This window comes from Synechococcus sp. H60.3 (genome assembly GCF_047462295.1).
Lineage (GTDB): Bacteria > Cyanobacteriota > Cyanobacteriia > Thermostichales > Thermostichaceae > Thermostichus.
Map to the genome: position 1 here is coordinate 1 of NZ_JANSIY010000006.1, position 21,022 is coordinate 21,022.

The following is a 21,022-nucleotide window of genomic DNA, read 5'->3' on the forward strand; positions in this document are numbered from 1 at the left end:
CATGAAGGGATCCCACCGCAAACTGGAAGGGGGAGCACGGCGCCAGAGCAAAATGGCACAATGAGGGAGCCCCCTCTTTGCCCAACAGTCCTCTCCAAATCATGCTGTGGCTGCGTCTTCTCCTGGTGGCTTTGTGCGTCGTGTTCATAGGCTGGTTGTCTCTGCCTGCCTATGCCCTCCTCAACGACGACCGCTACGACGGCAACATCTTTGCCCTCTACGGCTCCAACGGCGGCATGGTTCCGCCGCGCGTCTCCCTCAAGCAGGCGAAAGAACAAGGGATCCCGGCCCTCCTCGTTTACTACATTGACGACAGCAGCGACTGCAAAAAATACGCAGCCACCCTGGCCAACCTGCAAGTTCGCTATGGCCGGGCAGTCTATTTCATTCCCTATTCTGTTGATTCCCTCCTGCCTGGGGACGAGCGCGGCCAGTACTACAGCGGCCGAGTTCCCCAAACCCTCCTTTTTGACTCCCAGGGCAACCTCGTCTACCAATCCATTGGCAACCGCCCCATCACCGAAGTGGAAAACGCCATTCGCGCCCTCTTCCAGTTGGATCCTGTCCCCCCAGGGGTGATCAAAGCTAAGCCCTTCAACGAAATTCAGACCGGATTTTCCCGACCCCGTTCCCCTGCCCCCCCAGCCGAGGCACAGCCGTGACCGCCCCTCCCGATTCCCCGGATTTGCTTGAGGCTCTGCAAGCCAAGCTCGAGAGCTTGCAAGCGCGGCTAGCCGACCTGCGCGAGCTGGAGCGCCTGTCCCAGCTTTCCCCCGAACACTGGGCTGAAATTCAGGCGGAAGTTAGCCAATTGGAGCAACGCCTGCAAGCCTACCTGTTGGAAGTGTTTAACCCCGTTCCCACCACCTTTTGGCAGGTGCTGCGTTTTGGCGGCCTCGGCCTGCTCCTTGGCATTGCTCTCCAGCGCTGGGTGCTGAGCTAGCACCCGTTAAGAAAGATCAAAAGTCTTGGATCCCGGAGCCCTTTCCCATGCGCCTGCGACGCCCTAGGCCCTTCAGCTCGAGTACGTCCGCAACTTGCCTGACGATATCCCAACCATCGTCAGCGAGCAAAACACCATCCTCAATCTCGGCGACTTTCTCAATACCACCAAATAATCGATACCGAAGTGGCCCCCAGCCCCTCTCCCAAGCTGAGAACTAGAGCTACGCCCACCATCCAACTTCCCCACACCCCCAGAACCTGCCGCAGCAGCCCCAGACTTTCCCGCACCACCTGGGGGCTCAAGGGACGGGCTGGGATCCCCACCTTGGGCTTCTCCTTCGGGATCCCGCGATAGCAATTGGTGCCTCCCAACTGGATCTGCAGCCGCCAGGCAAAGGCCGCCTCGCTCCACCCCGAATTGGGGCTGGGATCCGCCCGCCCGTCGCGGCGACACCGCTGCCAAAACCCCCAGGGATCCCCGCTGAGCAGGGCCAGGGTCAGCACCGTCAGCCGGCAGGGCAGCCAGGTCAGCACATCCTCACAGCGGGCCGGCACCGTGCCCAAGTAGGTGAAGGGGGCGTGGCGATAGCCCACCATCGAGTCGAGGGTGCTGCTGGCCTTGTAGGCCAAAGCCAAGGGCGCCCCTCCCAAAAAGGCATAGAACAAAGGGGCCGTCGCCCCGTCCGGGGTATTTTCCGCCACCGTCTCGATCACCGCCCGCAAAATCTCCGCCTCCGTCAGGTGCTCTGTATCCCGGCCCACGTAGCGGCTCAGCCGTTGGCGGGCCTGCGGCAGATCCCCCCTTTCCAAGGGATCCAACACCTCCAAGGCGGCAAAGCGCAGGCTGCGCCCCCCCAGGCAACTGGCCATTAGGATGGCGTGCATCAGGATCCCTGCCCAGGGATGGAGAGCCTGGGCAACGGCGATCAGCCCCCAACCTGCTGCGTAGGATCCCGCCAGCAGCGCCAGTGTCAGCATTGCTCCGCCCCACCGTTGTGCCTGTGGGGTCGAACAGTGCTTGAGGATACAGCCTTGTCCCCAGGCGATGACCGCCCCCATTACCCGCACCGGATGGGGCCACCCCCAGGGATCTGCCAACCAGTAATCCAGACCCAAAGCTGCCGCCAGCACCAGGGGAGCGGCCGGCTGACTCGGGAAAAACAGCAAGGTCTCCCTCCCGCAGGCGCGATCAGACCACAAACCCCCCCTCCTGACTTTGGGCTGCCTGCCAACTGCGGGCGTCGAAGTAGAGATCTTCCAGAGTTGTTTCCTCCAACACCTGCTCCACCCGCTGGGCAATCCGCCGCCAGAGGGCCTCCGTTACCCAGTCCAGCCCATCCGCAGAGCCTTCCTGCTGAGCCTCTGCCCTCTCAGAGCTGCCTGGGAGAGGATCCAGAGATTCTCCCACCGCTGCCAAAATGGCGCTGATCGGGATCCGCCGCGGTGCTCGTGCCAGCCGGTAGCCCCCCTGCGCCCCCCGCTGCGAACAGACCAAACCGGCCTGGCGCAGCTCGATCAACAGCTTTTCCAGATAGGGGGCCGGGATCCGCTGTCGCTCAGCAATGGCCCGCACCGAGGCCATCTGCCCCGCGCCGAGCATCGCCAGATCCAGCAAAGCCCGGATGCTATAGGTAGCTCGCGTGGTCAGGCGCACCCGCTTTCTCCCGCCAATCTTCCCCGATCCTGCCACAGGGATCCCGGCCAGAGCGGTTAACCTGGAAAGCGGTACCCGCTTAGCTCTGGCCTTATCGAGATGGAGCGCCCCACCGCCGGTCTCTACTTGGTGGCGACCCCCATCGGCAACCGCGAAGACATTACCCTGCGGGCGCTGCGGGTTTTGCGGGAGGTGGACTGGGTGGCAGCAGAAGACACCCGCCACTCCGGCCAGCTTCTTAAACACTTTCAGATCTCCGCCCGCCTCATCAGCTATCACGAGCACAACACGGCACAGCGGATCCCGCAAATCCTGAAGTATCTGGCAGCAGGGCAGTCGGTGGCTCTAATCAGCGATGCCGGCACACCCGCCATCTCCGATCCGGGTGAAGAACTGGTGCGCGCCTGCATCCAAGCCGGGATCCCCGTGATCCCGGTGCCTGGCCCGGTAGCGGCAGTGGCCGCCTTGGCTGCTTCTGGGCTGGCCACAGGGCGGTTTGTCTTCGAGGGTTTTTTGCCGCTCAAGACCAGCCAGCGGCAGGCCCGTCTGCAACAACTGGCCCAAGAAGAGCGCACCATCGTCCTCTACGAAGCCCCCCACCGCCTGCAGCAAACTCTGCAAGATCTCCTGGCTCACTGCGGCCCGGAGCGGCAGATCGTGCTGGCCCGTGAGCTGACTAAGCTGCACGAGTCCTTCTGGCGGGGATCCCTGGCCGCCGCTCTGGAGCACTGCGCCGCCCAGCCACCGCGGGGAGAGTTCACCCTTGTTCTAGAGGGGCGGCCTTCCCCTGAAAAAGATGCAGAAACCTTCCCTTCCGAAGCGGAAGTTCGCCAGGAGCTGGCCCGCCTGCTGGCCGAGGGCCTCTCCCGCTCCGCCGCTAGCCGGCAACTGGCCCAGCGCTTCCAGGGATCCCCCCTCTGGACGCGGCGCCGCCTTTATGATCTCTCTTTGCAACTGGAGCCGCTGCCCGGCTCGGATTGCTCCTCGGCAGTCGAGCTTTCTTCTGCAACCGACGACGAGACAGACTCCTAGAACATGGCGCGCATCTTGTTGGTGGACGACGAAGTGGAGTTGGCCGATTCCCTGGCCCAGCACCTGCGGCGAGAGGGCCACAGCGTGGACGTGGCCTACGAGGGAAACAGTGCCTGGGAGCTGCTGCAGAAGCCCCCAGCTCCACCCTACGACCTACTGGTACTGGACTGGATGTTGCCGGGCCTGTCCGGCCTCTCCCTCTGCCAACAGGTGCGCCAAGTGGAAAGGACTGCGTCCCGCGCCACCCCCATTCTCTTCCTAACCGCCAAAGATACCCTCGACGACCGGGTGGAAGGGCTGGACGCCGGCGCCGACGACTACCTGGTCAAGCCCTTCGAGCTGCGGGAGCTGCTGGCGCGGGTGCGGGCCCTCTTGCGGCGGGCCGCCAGCCCCGGCGAAGGGATCCCTCGCCTGCAAATTGGGGATCTGGAGCTGGATCGGGAGAACCAAGTGGCCTACCGCCAGGGGCGGATGATCCACCTCTCCCAAAAGGAATTCCGCCTGCTGGAGTACTTCATGACCCACCCTGGCCAGTTGCTCACCCACGAGCAGATCTACGAGCGGGTGTGGGCCGGCGAGGATCCCCCCAGCAGCAACGTCCTGGCCGCCCAGGTACGCCTGTTGCGGCGTCGCCTGCGCTTGCCCGGCTCCCCCGAGTTGATCCACGCCGTCTATGGCAAAGGCTACCGCTTCGGGCCCGTGGCCGAGGATCCCTAGCAGTCATCAACTCCCCTCTCCCGCCGGGAGCGGGGCTGGGGGTGAGGGCATTACTTAGACTTGAGCTTCTCCGCCTTCTCAATGGCCTCTTCGATAGTGCCCACCAGGTAAAAAGCCTGCTCCGGCAGATCGTCCAGTTCCCCCGACAAAATGCGCTGGAAGCCCTTGATGGTGTCCTCCAACTTCACGTACTTGCCGGGCGAGCCGGTGAAGACCTCCGCCACAAAGAAGGGCTGCGACAGGAAGCGCTCGATACGGCGGGCACGGGCCACCACCAGCTTGTCCTCTTCCGACAGCTCGTCCAACCCCAGAATGGCGATGATATCCTGCAGCTCTTTGTAGCGCTGCAGCGTTTGCTTCACCGCCTGGGCGGTGTTGTAGTGCTCCTCACCCACAATGTCTGCCTGCAAGATGGTGGACGAAGAATCCAGAGGATCCACCGCCGGGTAGATGCCCTTGGCGGCCAAGCTGCGCGACAGCACCACTGTCGAATCCAGGTGGGCAAACGTCGTCGCCGGTGCCGGATCCGTCAAGTCGTCAGCAGGCACATACACCGCCTGCACCGAAGTGATGGATCCCTGCTTGGTAGAGGTGATGCGCTCTTGCAGGTTGCCCATTTCCGTAGCCAAGGTGGGCTGGTAGCCTACCGCTGAGGGCATGCGGCCCAACAGCGCCGACACTTCCGACCCGGCCTGCACAAAGCGAAAGATGTTGTCGATAAACAGCAGCACATCCTGCTTGTTGACGTCGCGGAAGTACTCCGCCATCGTCAGGGCAGTCAGGCCCACCCGCATACGGGCGCCCGGCGGCTCGTTCATCTGGCCGTACACCAGCGCCACCTTGTCCAGCACCCCCGATTCTTTCATCTCGTTGTAGAGGTCGTTCCCCTCGCGGGTGCGCTCTCCCACGCCTGCAAACACCGATAGGCCGGAGTGCTCCTCGGCGATGTTGTGGATCAGCTCCTGGATGAGCACTGTTTTGCCAACGCCAGCGCCGCCAAACAGGCCCACCTTGCCACCTCTCTTGAAGGGGGCCAGCAGGTCGATCACCTTGATGCCGGTTTCAAAGGGCTCCGGTTTGACGGTCAGCTCCACAAAGGGCGGCGCGCTGCGGTGGATAGGAGCAAACTCCTTGGCTTGCACCGGCTCACCTTGATCCACTGGCTCCCCCAGCACGTTGAAAATGCGACCCAGGGTAGCCTCGCCCACCGGCACGGTAATCGGGGCACCTGTATCCACCACTGGCATGCCCCGCACCAAGCCATCGGTAGAAGACATAGCCACAGCCCGCACGCGGTTATCCCCCAAAAGCTGCTGCACCTCAAAGGTGACTTTAACCTTCAGGCCGCTTTCGGTCGTCGCTTCCACCTTGAGAGCGTTGTAGATTTCAGGCAGCTTGCCGCTGGGAAACTCGGCGTCGATTACAGGCCCAATGACCTGAGTGATGTAGCCAACGTTGGTCGCAGTAGCGGTGGCAGTAACCATGGTCGAGGCTCAGCTCCTTGTGTGCTCAGTTGCAGTTATGGACTCAGCGATGCCGGATGGGAGTTGAAATCAACATCAGAATGGGCCATGAGTCAGCCTGGGCGGCTGGATCCCGGTAGCAAAAGCCAACGGGTCTGCCCCGGGACTTCGGTCTCACTGCTCGGTTCTCTTCTGCCCAAAGGTACCGCTTCCAGGCCCAGACAAAACCCTAGCTGATGTCTTAGGGGTTAGACTACTGGGTTTTTGAAGCGGCTGACTACCCATGCCGCCATACAAAAGCTACCACAAGGCCGTCCCAAAGGACAGGACGGGGATTTAAACCCAGTTTTTGGAGCCATCGGCCTTCGGCAATGGCTTTGGCTTCCCCACCCAGTAGGGAACCTGGCTCAGTACTCAAAGGTCATCGGCGGGAAACGGGAGGAGGAGAAGCGGCCCGTGGCCGGTTCTGGAGCAGCGGCGGGATCCCGAAAGCGCTCTGCCTCCTGCTGAAAACGCTGTAGCGCTTGTTCGATTTCCCAGAGCCTTGCTTGAATCTGCCCTTGCCGTTCCTGAATGAACTCCAATTCCTGGTTGAGCCGCTGCTTTTCCACAGTGAGCTGCTGCATCTCGGCATAGAGAGCAGATTCGGTTTTGCGGCGAGGGATCGAGCGCAACTTTGGGCGGGGCCGGGAGCGGGGCACGCGGGGCAAGCTCATAACAGAACAGATGGGATCCAGAGAAAAGGGCGTTGCGCCCATCCTAGCGCGCTCTTGTAGGCCAGAGGGCCAGTGGCCTTGGCAGATATTCGGATCTAGAGACAGGAGCAAGGCATGGCCGATAGGCGCTGCCTGGAGGATTTGCGCCCTTGGCGGCAACCCTGTTCCTCGGTAGGATCCGACTTGTCTGGCATGGGGAAAAGCAATGGTCGAAACCGCAGCGGAACTGTTGCAGCGTTATGGCAGCGGTGAGCGGGACTTCAGCAACAGCCAATTGGCCGAAGCCGACCTGGCTGGTGCCGACTTGGCTGGGATCGACCTGGGCGGGGCAATCCTCCAGCAGGCCAAATTGGGCGCTGCCAACCTGGAGCGGGCCTACCTGGGCGGCGCCGACCTCAGCCAAGCCGACCTTCAGGGATCCAACCTGCGCCTGGCCAACCTGGAAAAAGCCAAGTTGCCGGGATCCCGATTGCAAGGGGCCAACCTGCGCGGCGCCAACCTGAGCGCAGCCGACCTGAGGGGTGCCGATCTCAGCCAGGCAGACCTGGCGGGGGCCAACCTCAGCGGCGCCAACCTAAAAGGGGCCAACCTCAGGGGCTGTAAACTTAAGCTGGCCAACCTGCGGGGAGCCTGTTATGACACAGCCACTCACCTAGAAGCAGATGTCGCCCCCGCCGAGTTGGGCATGGTTTCCGCCTAGCCTGCAGCTAGTTGTCCTAAGGCTCCAGATCCAAAATCTCCTGGATCTCGGCATCGGTATAGCCCACCGCCCGCAGCTTCTCCGCCACCGCCTCGATCTCCTGCGCCGACAGCGTGTGCTGGCGTACCCGATCCCAGAGATTGGCCACAATCTGGAGCAGCAAACCGCTGCTTTCCGCCTCAAACAGCTCAAAAGCCGTTGCCAACTCGATAACCTGCAACACCTCCTCGGCGCTGCCAATTGGCTGATCGAGAGATTGTTCCTCCAGATCCACCAGCAACTGGCGCAATTGATTCAGGCCCTCCCCAAGAGCAGACATACCCCAGGCTCCTCAACGGCACCTGAGCACTCACCCTAACAGGCTTGCCTGCCTGGGCAAAAGGGATCCGATGAATTCCGCGCCACCTAAGGCTATTCTGAGTAGAGGAACAATTGAGTGGCAAGCGCCAGGATTGTTGAAGGGCCGGCGAAGCGGTTCACAACAATCTACAACGACAAAAGGAGATGCACGAGTATGGCCCCAGCGAACGTCCTGCCCAACACCCCTCCCTCCCCCGCTGATGGGGGCGGTACTGCCCTAGACTACAGCAGCCCAGGGTATCGGCAGGCCTACTCCCGCATCAACGGTATTGTTATCGAAGGGGAACAAGAAGCCCACGACAACTACCTCAAGCTGGCCGAAATGCTGCCGGAAGCTGCAGAGGAGCTGCGCAAGCTGGCCAAGATGGAATTGCGCCACATGAAGGGCTTCCAGGCCTGCGGCAAAAACCTGCAGGTGGAACCCGATGTGGAGTTTGCCCGCGCCTTTTTCGCGCCTTTGCGGGACAATTTCCAAAGTGCCGCAGCGGCAAGGAACCTGGTCTCCTGTTTTGTCATTCAGTCTTTGATCATCGAGTGCTTTGCCATCGCTGCCTACAACATCTACATCCCGGTCGCCGATGACTTTGCCCGCAAGATTACCGAGGGGGTAGTTAAGGACGAGTATCTGCACCTCAATTTTGGGGAGCGCTGGCTGGGCGAACACTTTGCCGAGGTCAAAGCCCAGATCGAAGCGGCCAACGCCCAAAATCTGCCTCTAGTCTGGCAGATGCTGCAGCAGGTAGAGGCGGATGTGGAAGCCATTTACATGGATCGCGAGGCCATTGTAGAAGATTTCATGATCGCCTACGGCGAGGCCCTGGCCAACATCGGTTTCAACACTCGCGAGGTGATGCGCCTCTCGGCCCAGGGTCTGCGGGCTGCCTGACCCACCTCAACTCTGCCTGCCGATTGGTTTTCCGGCCTGGCTGGAACGTTCCCTACCCTTCCTGGGTGCGGACATGTTTTGATGGGATCCGGATGGAGCTCATAAGTATTGAAGTGAGTGAGCATCTATGTTCGGCCTGATCGGGCACCTGACCAGCCTGGCCCACGCAAAACGGGTGGCAGATAAGCTGGGGTATTCCGAATATGCGGAGAGCGACCTGGAATTTTGGTGCATGGCTCCGCCTCAGGTGGTGGACGAGATCGTGGTGACCAGCATCACGGGCCAAAAAATCTATGGCCAGTACGTCGAATCCTGTTTCCTGCCGGAAATGTTGGCGGGGGGACGGGTAAAAGCGGCCTGTCGCAAGATTTTGAATGCGATGGCCTTGGCGCAGCGGCGCGGCTTGAACATCACCACCCTGGGAGGATTTAGCAGCATTATTTTCGAGAATTTTCGCCTTGACACCCTCCGGCGGGTGCGCAACATCGACCTGGAAATTCGGCGTTTTACCACCGGCAACACCCACACAGCCTATATTATCTGTCAGCAATTGCAGGCAGCGGCCCAGCGCTACGCCATGGATTTGGCAGCCGCCACAGTTGCCGTGGTGGGGGCCACCGGCGATATCGGTAGTGCCATCTGCCAGTGGTTGGTAGCCCACACTTCCCCGGCCAAATTGCTGTTGATAGCCCGCGAGCGGCGACGCCTGGAAGAGCTGCAGGCCAAACTTAAAAAAGGGGAAATCTCTTCCTTGGAAGAGGCCTTGCCCCGCGCCGATTTCATCGTCTGGGTGGCCAGCATGAGCCAAGGGGTGGCCCTCGATCCTCAGGTGTTGCCGGATCCCTGCGTGATCATCGACGGTGGCTACCCGAAAAACATCGCCTCCAAGTTGCAGCGCAAGGGGCTGTACGTGATCGACGGCGGCATGGTGGAACACTCTCTCGATATCGAGTGGAATATTATGCAGTTTTTGAATGTGGCCAACCCGGCCCGACAGCTCTTTGCCTGCTTTGCCGAGGCGATGCTCCTGGAGTTCGAGGGCCTACACACCAATTTCAGTTGGGGCCGCAACTTGATTACCCTAGAAAAACTGGATTTAATCGGGCAACTGTCTCGCAAGCATGGCTTCCGCCCCCTCATGCCCGAAGCCTAGCTCCAGCTAGGCCGACTCTCTGAAAAGCGGTAGGAAAATAGACAACGCTGCGAGAGAGCCACCATGTCCCAATCCTTTACCACCCACCTCTGGCAGACAATCGAGCCTATCTACCAACAGATCTTGGATCACCCCTTTAACCAAGAGCTGGCGGCAGGCAGCCTCTCGCGGCAGCGCTTCCAGTTCTACCTGCAGCAAGATGCTCTTTATCTCACCGATTTTGCCCGCGCCCTCGCCTTGATCGGGGCTCGTTCTGAAGGGGCTGAGCGGGTGGTGAGTTTCTTGAACTTTGCCCTGGGGGCCATTGTTGCCGAACGCAGCCTGCACGAGAGTTACTTTCGCCTCTACGACATCCAGCCGGAGACAACCTACGCTCCTGCCTGCTTCGCCTACACCCGTTTTCTATTGGCCTCGGCTGCCTTGGATCCCTACGAGGTGGCCATGGCCGCCGTGCTGCCCTGCTTCTGGATTTACCGTGAGGTGGGATCCGCCATTTACCGCACCGCCAAGCCCAACAATCCTTACCAACAATGGATCGACACCTACGCGGGGGAAGAATTTGCCCAGGTGGTGCAACAGGCCCTTGCCATCACCGACTCCTTGGCTGCGCAGACCACAGCGGCGATGCGGGAAAAGATGACCGCCGCTTTTGTAGCCGCCTCCCGCCTGGAATGGCTGTTTTGGGACAGCGCCTACCGCCTGGAAACCTGGCAGCCGGCTTGATCCCTGCCGGGCCCGGCGGCTCAGCAAGGTAGTCGCTGCCATTGCAAGTGGCTATGAAACAGCCCCTCCGTTGATCTCCAGCTCCCCTCTCCCCTTGGGGCAGAGGGGTTGGGGGTGAGGGGCGGCAACGACTCCAGCCTTTGGCCAAACGTCCGGCCACTGCAGAATCTTCAGCTCAAAACTCGATCAGGGGGTTGGATGGCGGAGATGGAGACAACAACTGCAGCGCCCGCTCAAAGACGGCGTCCAGCATCGCCTCTGTCAGCCGCTGGGTGGCCGTGTTGCGCCGGCTGGGGTGGTAAGACGTCAGCAAATAGCGACCCTCTCCCAAAGGAACAACGCAGTTGTGGCCAAAGCGGGGGCGGGGCCTGAGAGGCGGCAAGAGCGCCAAGGTGTAGCGAAAGGCAAAATGGCCTAACGCTAAGATCACCCGTACCTGGGCCAGCAACTCCAACTCGCGCTTTAAGTAGCTCAAGCAGGCTTTGGCTTCTGGGGCGCTGGGGCGGTTGTCTGGCGGCGCGCAGCGCACCACGGCTGAGATGTAGCAATCCCGCAATTGCAGTCCATCCTCCCGGTGCAGGGAGATGGGTTGATTGGCAAACCCGGCCCGGTACAGAGCGCGAAATAGCCAATCCCCGCTGGGATCCCCGGTAAACACCCGGCCTGTACGGTTGCCCCCATGGGCGGCTGGCGCCAAGCCGATCACCCACAGCCGCGCCTGCGGATCCCCAAACCCCGGCACCGCTCGGCCCCAGTAGGTCTGCTCCCGAAAACGGGCCACCTTTCGCTGGGCAACCCCTTCTCGCCAAGCCACCAGGCGGGGGCAGCGGCAGCAAGCAACGATCTCAGCCTGTAGGGCCGCCCAGGACTGGGGATCCGTCAACGCCTCACTCTTCTTCTCCCTCATCCTCCACTGGCTCGTCGAAGGCAGGGGTGGAGTCGTCAATGAGCTGGTCGTCCTCCAAGATCAGGCGGGGCGGCAGCTCTGGCAGCACGACAGGCTCCTCCTCTTCCTCGGGCTCCGGTTCTGGCGCCATCTCCTCGTAGGTGCTGAAGCCGGTGCCCGCCGGGATCAAGCGCCCGATGATCACGTTCTCCTTCAAACCCCGCAGCCAGTCGGACTTGCCTTCGATGGCCGCCTCCGTCAGCACCCGCGTGGTCTCCTGGAAGCTGGCCGCCGAGATGAAGCTGTCGGTGTTCAAGCTGGCCTTGGTGATCCCCAGCAGAACGGGCGTGTACTTAGCCGGCGCCCCGCCGGTGATGGCCATGGTGGCGTTGGTCTGCTGGATTTCCCGCAACTCCACCAGCTCGCCCGGCAACAGGACGGTGTCGCCGCTGTCGTCCACCCGCACCTTGGAGGTCATCTGGCGCACCACAATCTCGATGTGCTTGTCGGCGATCTCCACCCCTTGCGAGCGATAGACGTTCTGTACCTCGTTGACCAGGAAGCGCTGCACCTCCCGCAAGGCCAGCCGTGCGGCTTGGTCGTCGCCCAAGGTTTGGCGATGGTACTCGAAGTAGATCTCCAAGAGGTCGTGGGGGTTGGCCGGGCCGTCGGTCAGCGGATCCCCCACCTGTACCGGCTGGCCATCGACCACAATCAGGTTTTGCCCCGGCAACACCGAGTATTCCGTAACCGTGCCATCCGCTTCGATGACCCGCAGATCCGGCTCTTCTCCCCGCCAGCTCAATTGCACCGTGCCGGGCCGCTTGGCCAAAACACACATTTCCTTGGGTTTGCGGGCCTCCAACAGCTCCTCAATCCGCGGCAGACCCTGGATGATGTCTCCCGTCTTGGCCCGCTCAAACACCAAGAGAGCCAGGGCATCCCCCCGCTGCACCAGATCCCCATCCCGCACCTGCAGAATGGCACCTGCCGACACCAAGTAGGGCCGCGCCAACCGCAACACCACTTGGCCATCGGCAATCTGCATCACTTGCCCCGACTCAGGAGCAGGGATCCCCGGCGCCAGCTCGTCGCCGGCCCGCACCAGCGCTCCCCCCTCGACGCTGGCTTGGCCCGTCAGAGGCACCGTCAGCAGGTCGTCGTCGGTAACCACCAGAACCCGTCGCACCACTTCCGCGCCCTGGCGGATCCCTTGCACGATCCCGGCTTTTTTGGCCTGAATCTCGGTGCGGGCAATAACACCTCCCCTGCCGATACTGTCTCCTTCACTCACCAACAGCCGCGTGTGGGTACTCCCCTGGGTGAGATCTGCCTCCACGTCGCGGCGCAGCAGCAGGGTTTCCAGGATCACCAGTTGCAGGCGACGGATACTGGGATCCCTCTCATCTTGGATCAGCTCAATATCGGCCTTCAGTTGCGGGGCGTCGGTATCGATCTCCAGCACCAGTTGTGTGCGCAGCAGTTCTACCGGCCCCACCGACTTCACCCGCTCCCCATCCTTGAAGGGAACGCGCTGCACCGCCCGCAGGCGAATGGAGCGGCCAGACTCGCTGGTAGACTCTTGGCTGGGCACCAACGGGCGGTCGGGAATCTCGTACTCCTGCACTGGGCGCAGTAGCAGACCTGGCCCTTCAGGAGTCTCCACCTGCTCCAGATAGACCAACCGGTCAGGGACGATGCTGCTGAGCAGCTTCTGGCCTGGCTGGATTAGCGTGCCGGTGGGTATTTCCAAGTCGGCGGGGTCATCCACTAGATGCAAGGAGCCGGGCTTAATGATGATCTCCCGCAGGATGTCATTTTTCTGGATAACTTCGACAACGCCGGCATTTTGGCAGAAGATGTCCTTCACCACCTCGGTGCCGGCTTCTACGTACTGGCCATCTTCCACATTTAAGAGGGAGATGTCCTTGTTCACCTCGTGAGTCTCCTCCGGGATCCACAGCAGGGTGCCGCCCCGGATCACCTCGTAGCCCTGCTTCGCCTTGCCCCGCCGTGCCACCTCGACACCGGCAAACTTCACCAGGCCACCCGTCTGGGTGCGGAAATTGTTCTCGATCAGCTCCGCCACCACCTCGTCGTTACCCACCTTGGTACCTGGCGTAGCCTTGAGGACAAAGGTTTGCCCGCTGGCCGTATCCAGCAAAAATTGCTCCCGGCCCTGGTGGGATTCCACCCGCACCCGCGCTTCATGCAACACCACTGCGGCGTTGATGATCTCCACCTCGCGCCCGCTCTTGCTGTCGCTGCGCTCCGGTAGCCGCACAATGCCACCGTGCTCGGTTACCAGCGAGGTCTCAGCGATCACATCCCCCGCCTGCACCCGATCCCCGTTTTTCACCACCGGCTCGGCCCCTGGCGGCAGGTTGTACACCTGGCCGGACATCACCCAGATCAACCCTTGCCGCTGCGCGGTGTAGGTGGTGTTGCCCTGGCGGTCGGTTTTCTCCTCGATGGGCAGATCGGCAAAGCGGATTTCCCCCGCTAAGTCGGCCACCACCTCCTTCTGGGCTTTCTCGGTGCTCTTGCGTACGGCCTTGGCCAACGCCACTTCCGCAATCAACTGATCCCGCTGCACCTGGGCCCCGTCCCGCACCAGCAGGGTGGATCCCTGAGTCAGGTCGAAGACTTCCCGTCGCCCCTCCGGCCCTTCCAGGACAATTTGGTTGTTCACCTCCACCTGCAGGGCATCGTCGCCGTGGCGGGTGCGGAAGGGGCGGGTGCGCAGGTTTTTCGGGAACCGCACCACGCCGGCAAAGGGGGCGCGAATTTGGCGGGCCACCTCCCCGGTAAATACACCTCCCGTGTGGAAGGTGCGCATGGTCAACTGGGTGCCCGGCTCCCCAATCGATTGGGCGGCGATGATCCCGACCGCCTCTCCGAGATCCACCAGACGGGAGTGGGCCAGGCTCCAGCCGTAACACATGCGGCACACCGAGCGGTTGGCCTCACAGGTGAGGGGAGAACGCACCATCACCTGCCGGATGCCCGCCTCCACGATGGCTTTGGCCAAGTCGTGATCTACCTCTTGGTTGCGACGGGCAATGATCTCCTGGGTTTGCGGGTGTACTACATCACGAGCCAGCACCCGGCCCACCAGGCGCTCCTCCAGCGACACCACCACCTTGTCCCCATCCATCAGGGGTTCCAGCAGGATCCCTTGGTCGGTGCCGCAGTCGGATTCCCGCACGATGACATCTTGAGACACGTCCACCAGGCGGCGGGTCAGGTAGCCGGAGTCGGCAGTGCGCAAAGCCGTGTCCACCAAACCTTTGCGGGCCCCATAGGAAGAGATGATGTATTCAGTAACGGTCAGGCCCTCGCGGAAATTGGTTTTAATCGGTAAGTCGATGATCTCCCCTTGCGGGTTGGCCATCAGGCCGCGCATGCCCACCAACTGCCGCACCTGCGAGACGTTCCCCCTTGCCCCCGAGTTGGCCATCATGTATACGGAGTTGAGGGGATCGTTCTGGCGGAAGTTGCTGAGCATCTCCTCCTTGATTTGGTCGTTGGTCTGGTTCCAGGTGTCAATCACCTTCTGGTAGCGCTCCACCTCTGTGATCTCGCCGCGGGTGTAGCGCTCCGTGGCTGCCTCGATCTCCGCTTCCGCCTGGGCCAACAACTGCCGCTTGCTGGGCGGAATGCGCAGATCCTCGATGCTGATGGAAACGGCAGCCTGGGTGGCGTATTTGAAGCCCATGGCCTTCAGGGCATCCGCCATTTGGGCAGTGCGGGCAGTGCCGTAGCGGGCAAATGACCAGGCAATCAGGTTGCGCAGCTCTTTTTTGCCGATTTGATAGTTGCGGAAGGGTACAGGGGGCGGCGGAGTCTCGGCTTTGGCGCCGTCAGCGGCCTGCCGGATTAAACCGGCGGAAAAGCGTCCTTTTTCGCTCATAATGCCTCAGTGATAACTCTGACAGTTCTGGACAAGGGGGTAGGGATCCTAGCTGCCTATCGACAAGGGCAACGTCCATAGGGGCAGCTTCAAGCAGACAAAATATCTTGCACCGTTTTGTTGAAGATGATCCGGCCCGCCGTGGTGCGAATGTATTGGCTGATCACGTTGCCGTCTTGATCCTCGCGGATGCGGCGGTAGTTGGTGATCTTGAGGCGGGTGCCGCCCGGCTCCTCGATAATCTGGGGCTCCGACTCTTTTTCCTCCTTGCCCAACTCCATCGGGCCGCTGTAGCGCACCCAGATTTTGCTGTGCAGGCCGATGACGCCGCGGTCGTAGGCGATGAGGGCGTCCTCCAGGCTGGCAAAATAACGATCGCCAAGGTCGGGGGCGTGGGGATTGTCCGCCGTCAGATAGTAGCACCCCAAAACCATGTCTTGGCTGGGGGTGATAATTGGAGCGCCGGTGGCCGGGGAGAGGATGTTGTTGGTGGCCAACATCAGCAAGCGCGCTTCCGCCTGGGCTTCCAACGACAGGGGCACGTGCACGGCCATCTGGTCGCCATCGAAGTCGGCGTTGAAGGCCGGGCAGACCAAGGGGTGGAGCTGAATCGCCCTCCCCTCCACCAGGATTGGTTCAAAAGCTTGGATCCCGAGGCGGTGCAACGTTGGAGCACGGTTGAGCAAAACTGGGTGGCCGTCGATTACGTCCTCCAGCACGTCCCAAACCTGCGGGTCGTTGCTCTGGATCAGCTTTTTGGCGGCTTTGATGTTGTTGACGATGCCCCGCTTGATCAACTTGTGGATCACAAAGGGCTGAAACAGCTCGATGGCCATCTCTTTGGGCAAGCCACACTGGTGCATGCGCAGGTTGGGCCCTACCACGATTACCGAACGCCCAGAGTAGTCCACCCGCTTGCCGAGCAGGTTTTGCCGGAAACGCCCCTGCTTGCCCTCGATGATATCGGAGAGGGACTTGAGAGGACGGTTGTTGGCCCCCACCACCATGCGCCCCCGCCGACCGTTGTCGATCAGGGCGTCCACCGCCTCCTGCAGCATACGCTTCTCGTTGCGCACGATGATCTCCGGCGCCATGATCTCCTGCAGCCGCGCCAAGCGGTTGTTGCGGTTAATCACGCGGCGGTAGAGATCGTTGAGGTCACTGGTGGCAAAGCGGCCTCCATCCAACTGCACCATCGGGCGCAGATCCGGCGGGATCACCGGCAACACCCGCAGCACCATCCACTCTGGCCGGGCTCCCGTGGCGATGAAGTTGTCGATCACCCGCAGCCGCTTGATTAGGCGCGCCCGCTTTTGGCCGCGGGCGCTGGCGATCTCCTCCCGCAACTGCTCCGCCTCTTTTTCCAGGTCAATATCCTTGAGCAGGCGTTCGATCGCCTCCGCCCCAATCATGGCCCAGTTCTCCGGCAGTTGCAGCTCGGATCCCTCCTCGTACATCTGATCCTCGATCTCGAGGTATTGATCCTCGGTCAGCAACTGCTTGTAGGAGAGGTTGGGAGCGTTGCCCGGATCCACCACTACATAGGCGTTAAAGTACACCACCTGCTCTACGTCCCGCAGCGGCATGTCCAGCAGGGTAGCGATGTGGCTAGGGATCCCTTTCAGGTACCAAACGTGGGTGACCGGGGCAGCCAACTTGATGTAGCCCATGCGGTGACGGCGCACCCGCGACTCGGTTACCTCCACTCCACAGCGCTCGCAAACAATGCCGCGGTGCCGCACGCGCTTGTACTTGCCACAGTGGCACTCCCAGTCCTTAACTGGCCCAAAGATGCGCTCACAAAAGAGGCCATCCATCTCCGGCTTGAGGGTCCGGTAGTTGATGGTCTCTGGCTTGGTGACTTCTCCCACCACTTGGCCGTTGGGCAGGGTGCGCTGGCCCCACTCCATAATCCGCTCCGGAGAAGCCAGCCCAATCTTGACATAGTCAAAGCGCTGATCTGTTCTGGCCATTGCCATTTCTCCTAACTTGCTGCCCTAGCACCTACAAAGCAAGGGAAGAGGAACTACACCCCCCCTCTCCTGAGCCGAATGGGACCCCAGCCGTCCCCAGCATCAATCAAAAATCGTCCTCCTCCTCCCTGTCTTCGTCTTCCTCGCGGCTGCGGTTGGCTAAGGTAAAGGTTCCTCCTGCCCCTGGAGAAAGATCCTCGGATGTAACGGATTCATAAGTGGGCCGCGAGGGGGTGTGGCGGTTGGAGACATCGGCCATCAGATCCACCTCCACATCGCGGGTCTGGCCATCGCTGTCTACCTCCACCTTATGGACAGACACATCCAGGCAGAGAGACTGCAGCTCGCGCACCAACACCTTGAAGGATTCCGGCGTGCCGGGTCGGGGGATGGGCTTGCCCTTGACAATGGCGTTGAGGGCCTCGTTGCGCCCCACCATATCGTCCGACTTGACGGTGAGCAGCTCCTGCAAAATGTAGGCCGCCCCAAACGCCTCCAGAGCCCACACCTCCATCTCGCCAAAGCGCTGGCCACCCTGCTGCGCCTTGCCCCCCAGGGGCTGCTGGGTTACCAGCGAGTAGGGGCCAGTAGAGCGGGCGTGGATCTTGTCGTCCACCAAGTGCACCAGCTTCAGCATGTAGGCACGGCCCACCGTAACCGGCTGGTCGAAAGGCTCACCCGTGCGGCCGTCAAACACCTGAACTTTGCCACAGTACTTGCCTTCAGGGTTGAAGATCCAGTCCTTGCCAGTCTTCTCGCGCGCCTCCCGCAACTTGGCCTCCACTGTCAGCCGGGAAGCCTCCAAGCCGTGCATTTCATCGAAGGGCATTAGCTTAAAGCGTACCCCTAGGTGCTCTGCTGCCCAGCCCAGTAGGCACTCATACACTTGGCCCACGTTCATGCGGGAGGGCACCCCTAGGGGGTTGAGCACCACATCCACTGGGGTGCCATCTGGCAGGTAGGGCATGTCTTCAATCGGCAAGATGCGGGAGATGATGCCCTTGTTGCCGTGACGGCCCGCGATCTTGTCCCCCACCTGGATCTTGCGCTTGAGGGCGATGTAAACCCGCACCACCATGTTGGCACCTGGCGGCAGCTCGTCCCCCTGCTCGCGGGTGAAGATGCGCACATCCACCACCCGCCCGCGCTCGCCGTTGGGCACCCGCAGCGAGTTGTCCCGCACGTCGCGGGCTTTCTCGCCGAAAATGGCCCGCAACAGCCGCTCCTCCGGCGGTTGATCCGATTCCCCTTTGGGAGTGACCTTGCCCACCAAAATATCGCCGGCTTCCACCCAAGCCCCAATGCGCACAATGCCGTTCTCGTCCAGGTTGCGCAGGGCATCTTCCCCCACGTTGGGAATCTCGCGAGTGATCTCTTCCGGCCCTAGCTTGGTCTGCCGGGCTTCGATCTCGTACTTCTCGATGTGTACCGAGGTGAAGACGTCGTCGTAGACCAGCCGCTCGCTGATCAGGATGGCATCTTCGTAGTTGTAGCCCTCCCAAGGCATGTAGGCCACCAACACGTTTTGGCCCAAGGCCAGTTCGCCCCCCTCGGTAGCCGGACCGTCCGCCAGCACCTGCCCGGGCACCACCCGATCCCCCGCGTAGACAAGAGGGCGCTGGTTGAGACAGGTATCTTGGTTGGAGCGCTGGTACTTCTGCAAACGGTAAACAATCGGATCCCCGCCGTCGTCTGGCCGCACCACGATTTCGTCGGCAGAAACATAGGTCACCACGCCACTGGTGCGCGACACCACCACCATGCCAGAGTCCCGCGCCGCCTGGGCTTCCAGGCCAGTGCCCACGTAAGGCCGATCCGGCTTCAGCAGAGGCACTGCCTGCCGCTGCATATTCGCCCCCATGAGGGCGCGGTTGGCGTCGTCGTGCTCCAAAAAGGGGATCAAGGAGGTGGCCACCGAGATGACCTGCACCGGAGCCACCTGCACGTAATGCACCTCGCTGGGGTGAGCGGTGGTAAATTCCTGGCGGTAGCGCACCGGCACCAGATCGACGGTGATGCGGCCCTCGGCATCTACCGGCACGTCCCCCGGCGCCACGCGATATTCGTCCTCTTCGTCGGCGGTAAGGTAGACCATCCCCAGATCCTTGCGCACCACGCCGTTCTCAACGCGGTAGTAGGGGCTTTCGATAAAGCCGTACTGGTTGACGCGGGCGTGGGTGGCCAGGGATCCAATCAGCCCGGCGTTGGGGCCTTCGGGAGTTTCGATGGGGCAGATGCGTCCGTAGTGGCTGGGGTGGATATCCCGCACGGCAAAGCCGGCCCGCTCCCGGCTCAGGCCACCGGGGCCTAAGGCCGACAGCCGCCGCTTGTGGGTCAGCTCCGCCAGCGGGTTGGTCTGATCCATGAACTGGGAGAGCTGGCTGGAGCCGAAGAACTCCTTGATGGCCGCCACCAAGGGCTTGGGGTTGACCAGCGAGGCTGGGGTGAGGTTCTCTGACTCGGAGACCGTCATGCGCTCGCGGATGATCCGCTCCAGGCGGTTGAGGCCCACCCGTACTTGGTTTTGCAAGAGCTCGCCCACCGAGCGCACGCGGCGGTTGCCCAGGTGGTCGATGTCGTCCACATGGCCGATGTCGTACTCCAAGTTAATCAGGTAGTCGATGACGGCCAAGATGTCCGTGACGGTGAGCACCCGCACATTTTCCGCCACGTTGAGATTGAGCTTTTTGTTCAGCTTGTAGCGCCCTACTCGGCCCAGGTCGTAGCGCTTGGGATCGAAGAAGCGGGATTCCAACAACTGCTGCCCACCGGACACAGTGGGAGGCTCGCCGGGCCGCAGCTTGCGGTACAGCTCCATCAGGGCTTCTTCTTCGCTGTAGTGCCCCTCTTTTTCCATGGTTTTTTGGAAAAATTCGGGGTGGCGCAGGCTGTCGTAGATCTCCGAGTCGCTCAGGCCCAAAGCCTTGAGCAGAACTGCCGCCGAGAGCTTGCGGGTTTTGTCAATGCGCACCCACACCAGGCCGTTTTTGTCGGTCTCAAACTTCAGCCAGGCGCCCCGGTTGGGAATCAGGCTGGCGCTGTAGGTGCGGCGACCGTTTTTGTCCAGTTCCGACTTGTAGTAGACGCCGGGGCTGCGCACGATCTGGTTGACGATCACCCGCTCGGCGCCGTTGATGATAAAGGTACCCCGATCCGTCATCAAAGGCAGCTCGCCGATGAAGACGTCCATGTCCTTGATCTCGCCCGTCTCTTTGTTAATCAGGCGAGTGGGTACCCGGATTTGCGCTTGGTAGGTAGCATCCCGTCGCTTAGCTTCCTCCGGGTCGTAGCGCGGTTTGTTGATTTTATACCCTTTGGAGGGATCCCCAGGGCGGTACTCCGGCAGAAAGTGCAGTTCCAGCTTGCCCGTGTAATCGACGATAGGGGAAAAGCTGAGGAGCTCCTCTTCAAACCCTTCTCGCAAAAACCACAAGAAACTCTCCCGCTGAATCTCTACCAGGTCAGGCAAGGTAGAAGCGGCAGGGGATGGCACTGCTAATTGTGTCATGCGTTGCTCGGCAGGGGTTGCGCTGCAGTCAGGCCTCTAATTATAGAAACCCTGCCAACGATCGTCAACGAACGTTACAAGGGCTGGAGATGGCCGGCTCCCTCGAGTGCCTGTCCGGCGAATGTCGCCAGATCGCCTGGGATCCCCTTTGGGCCGCGGTTGCAGGAGCGTTCCCCAATTTGCCTTAAGGATTGTTCACATCCATTCACACTCAGGCAGATTATTCTAATCGTTGACTGTTGGGCAGTCACCTGCTGCTCCAACTCTGCTTGCCGGTCGTCAACAGGGCTCGGAAAAGTGGGGTGGGCCTGGAGGCCAGGTCAAGTCGTTGGAGGGCGCGCTCAGCCTGGTGGGGGTTCTGGTCTGCGTCGCGGTGACCAGAGGGGATCCCCA

The 21,022-nt window shown here is 61.5% G+C and carries 17 protein-coding genes; 8 read left to right on the forward strand and 9 right to left on the reverse strand.

All coding sequences use genetic code 11. The annotated features are described in order from the left end of the window. The first annotated feature begins 77 nt into the window (after nucleotides 1-77). On the forward strand, nucleotides 78-662 hold the full coding sequence (locus NW841_RS01505; protein WP_414364197.1) for a thylakoid membrane photosystem I accumulation factor: 585 nt from the start codon (nucleotides 78-80) through the stop codon (nucleotides 660-662). After that, complete coding sequence (locus NW841_RS01510) at nucleotides 659-943, forward strand: hypothetical protein (RefSeq protein ID WP_414364196.1); 285 nt, start codon at nucleotides 659-661, stop codon at nucleotides 941-943. The genes NW841_RS01505 and NW841_RS01510 overlap by 4 nt, the downstream gene beginning before the upstream one ends. A gap of 158 nt (nucleotides 944-1,101) precedes the next feature. Here the strand turns inward: NW841_RS01510 and cbiB are convergent, their stop codons facing one another. Continuing rightward, complete coding sequence (cbiB, locus tag NW841_RS01515) at nucleotides 1,102-2,112, reverse strand: adenosylcobinamide-phosphate synthase CbiB (RefSeq protein ID WP_414364195.1); 1,011 nt, start codon at nucleotides 2,110-2,112, stop codon at nucleotides 1,102-1,104. Nucleotides 2,113-2,134: 22 nt separating this feature from the next. Continuing rightward, nucleotides 2,135-2,599: an RrF2 family transcriptional regulator gene (locus NW841_RS01520; RefSeq protein ID WP_414364198.1), complete on the reverse strand. Its 465-nt coding sequence runs from the start codon at nucleotides 2,597-2,599 to the stop codon at nucleotides 2,135-2,137. A gap of 99 nt (nucleotides 2,600-2,698) precedes the next feature. Here NW841_RS01520 and rsmI point away from each other — a divergent pair, with 99 nt between their 5' ends. Both rsmI and rppA read left to right on the forward strand, forming a co-directional pair. Beyond that, nucleotides 2,699-3,631 (forward strand): 16S rRNA (cytidine(1402)-2'-O)-methyltransferase, encoded by a 933-nt coding sequence (rsmI, locus tag NW841_RS01525; protein WP_414385054.1) that lies wholly within the window; start codon nucleotides 2,699-2,701, stop codon nucleotides 3,629-3,631. 3 nt (nucleotides 3,632-3,634) lie between these two features. Then, nucleotides 3,635-4,348 (forward strand): two-component system response regulator RppA, encoded by a 714-nt coding sequence (rppA, locus tag NW841_RS01530; protein WP_414385056.1) that lies wholly within the window; start codon nucleotides 3,635-3,637, stop codon nucleotides 4,346-4,348. Nucleotides 4,349-4,398: 50 nt separating this feature from the next. Here the strand turns inward: rppA and atpD are convergent, their stop codons facing one another. Both atpD and NW841_RS01540 read right to left on the reverse strand, forming a co-directional pair. Continuing rightward, the gene (atpD, locus tag NW841_RS01535) at nucleotides 4,399-5,832 is read right to left on the reverse strand and encodes a F0F1 ATP synthase subunit beta (RefSeq protein ID WP_414364192.1); all 1,434 of its coding nucleotides are present in this window, start codon (nucleotides 5,830-5,832) and stop codon (nucleotides 4,399-4,401) included. Between the two features lie 386 nt (nucleotides 5,833-6,218). Next, nucleotides 6,219-6,569 carry a gas vesicle protein GvpV gene (locus tag NW841_RS01540; protein ID WP_414370440.1) on the reverse strand — a complete coding sequence of 117 codons (351 nt, stop codon included), beginning with the start codon at nucleotides 6,567-6,569 and terminating at the stop codon, nucleotides 6,219-6,221. Between the two features lie 163 nt (nucleotides 6,570-6,732). Between NW841_RS01540 and NW841_RS01545 the strand changes: the two genes are divergently transcribed. Next, entirely contained in the window at nucleotides 6,733-7,227 is a 495-nt protein-coding gene (locus NW841_RS01545) for a pentapeptide repeat-containing protein (protein WP_414364190.1), read from the forward strand. Between the two features lie 16 nt (nucleotides 7,228-7,243). On the opposite strand, the gene NW841_RS01550 is transcribed toward NW841_RS01545, so the two are convergent. Beyond that, on the reverse strand, nucleotides 7,244-7,546 hold the full coding sequence (locus tag NW841_RS01550; protein WP_414385057.1) for a hypothetical protein: 303 nt from the start codon (nucleotides 7,544-7,546) through the stop codon (nucleotides 7,244-7,246). Between the two features lie 195 nt (nucleotides 7,547-7,741). On the opposite strand from NW841_RS01550, the gene NW841_RS01555 reads away from it, so the two are divergent. The 3 genes from NW841_RS01555 (at nucleotide 7,742) to tenA (ending at nucleotide 10,349) form a co-directional block, all read left to right on the forward strand. Continuing rightward, nucleotides 7,742-8,473 carry an aldehyde oxygenase (deformylating) gene (locus NW841_RS01555; RefSeq protein WP_414364188.1) on the forward strand — a complete coding sequence of 244 codons (732 nt, stop codon included), beginning with the start codon at nucleotides 7,742-7,744 and terminating at the stop codon, nucleotides 8,471-8,473. 127 nt (nucleotides 8,474-8,600) lie between these two features. Continuing rightward, the gene (locus NW841_RS01560; RefSeq protein ID WP_414364186.1) at nucleotides 8,601-9,626 is read left to right on the forward strand and encodes a long-chain acyl-[acyl-carrier-protein] reductase; all 1,026 of its coding nucleotides are present in this window, start codon (nucleotides 8,601-8,603) and stop codon (nucleotides 9,624-9,626) included. A gap of 63 nt (nucleotides 9,627-9,689) precedes the next feature. Further along, on the forward strand, nucleotides 9,690-10,349 hold the full coding sequence (tenA, locus tag NW841_RS01565; protein ID WP_414376446.1) for a thiaminase II: 660 nt from the start codon (nucleotides 9,690-9,692) through the stop codon (nucleotides 10,347-10,349). A 175-nt stretch (nucleotides 10,350-10,524) separates the two neighbouring features. Here tenA and NW841_RS01570 read toward each other — a convergent pair whose 3' ends face one another. From NW841_RS01570 to rpoB, 4 genes are all read right to left on the reverse strand, one after another. Continuing rightward, complete coding sequence (locus NW841_RS01570) at nucleotides 10,525-11,256, reverse strand: uracil-DNA glycosylase (protein WP_414385059.1); 732 nt, start codon at nucleotides 11,254-11,256, stop codon at nucleotides 10,525-10,527. Continuing rightward, nucleotides 11,237-15,148, reverse strand: a complete 3,912-nt coding sequence (locus NW841_RS01575; protein ID WP_414385060.1) for a DNA-directed RNA polymerase subunit beta' — start codon at nucleotides 15,146-15,148, stop codon at nucleotides 11,237-11,239. Before NW841_RS01575 ends, NW841_RS01570 begins: the two co-directional genes overlap by 20 nt. 89 nt (nucleotides 15,149-15,237) lie before the next feature. After that, nucleotides 15,238-17,121, reverse strand: coding sequence for a DNA-directed RNA polymerase subunit gamma (locus NW841_RS01580; protein WP_414364182.1), 1,884 nt, complete (start codon nucleotides 17,119-17,121; stop codon nucleotides 15,238-15,240). Nucleotides 17,122-17,227: 106 nt separating this feature from the next. Beyond that, nucleotides 17,228-20,629 (reverse strand): DNA-directed RNA polymerase subunit beta, encoded by a 3,402-nt coding sequence (gene rpoB / locus NW841_RS01585; protein ID WP_414370446.1) that lies wholly within the window; start codon nucleotides 20,627-20,629, stop codon nucleotides 17,228-17,230. Nucleotides 20,630-21,022: the final 393 nt, after the last annotated feature.

What these genes read in the sequence shown, in the direction of transcription:
- rsmI (WP_414385054.1), top strand. Translation starts at nt 2,699, where the DNA reads ATGGAGCGCCCCACCGCCGGTCTCTACTTGGTGGCGACCCCCATCGGC.
- rppA (WP_414385056.1), top strand. Translation starts at nt 3,635, where the DNA reads ATGGCGCGCATCTTGTTGGTGGACGACGAAGTGGAGTTGGCCGATTCC.
- atpD (WP_414364192.1), bottom strand. Translation starts at nt 5,832, where the DNA reads ATGGTTACTGCCACCGCTACTGCGACCAACGTTGGCTACATCACTCAG.
- NW841_RS01540 (WP_414370440.1), bottom strand. Translation starts at nt 6,569, where the DNA reads ATGGGCGCAACGCCCTTTTCTCTGGATCCCATCTGTTCTGTTATGAGC.
- NW841_RS01545 (WP_414364190.1), top strand. Translation starts at nt 6,733, where the DNA reads ATGGTCGAAACCGCAGCGGAACTGTTGCAGCGTTATGGCAGCGGTGAG.
- NW841_RS01550 (WP_414385057.1), bottom strand. Translation starts at nt 7,546, where the DNA reads ATGTCTGCTCTTGGGGAGGGCCTGAATCAATTGCGCCAGTTGCTGGTG.
- NW841_RS01555 (WP_414364188.1), top strand. Translation starts at nt 7,742, where the DNA reads ATGGCCCCAGCGAACGTCCTGCCCAACACCCCTCCCTCCCCCGCTGAT.
- NW841_RS01560 (WP_414364186.1), top strand. Translation starts at nt 8,601, where the DNA reads ATGTTCGGCCTGATCGGGCACCTGACCAGCCTGGCCCACGCAAAACGG.
- tenA (WP_414376446.1), top strand. Translation starts at nt 9,690, where the DNA reads ATGTCCCAATCCTTTACCACCCACCTCTGGCAGACAATCGAGCCTATC.
- NW841_RS01570 (WP_414385059.1), bottom strand. Translation starts at nt 11,256, where the DNA reads ATGAGGGAGAAGAAGAGTGAGGCGTTGACGGATCCCCAGTCCTGGGCG.
- NW841_RS01575 (WP_414385060.1), bottom strand. Translation starts at nt 15,148, where the DNA reads ATGAGCGAAAAAGGACGCTTTTCCGCCGGTTTAATCCGGCAGGCCGCT.
- NW841_RS01580 (WP_414364182.1), bottom strand. Translation starts at nt 17,121, where the DNA reads ATGGCCAGAACAGATCAGCGCTTTGACTATGTCAAGATTGGGCTGGCT.
- rpoB (WP_414370446.1), bottom strand. Translation starts at nt 20,629, where the DNA reads ATGACACAATTAGCAGTGCCATCCCCTGCCGCTTCTACCTTGCCTGAC.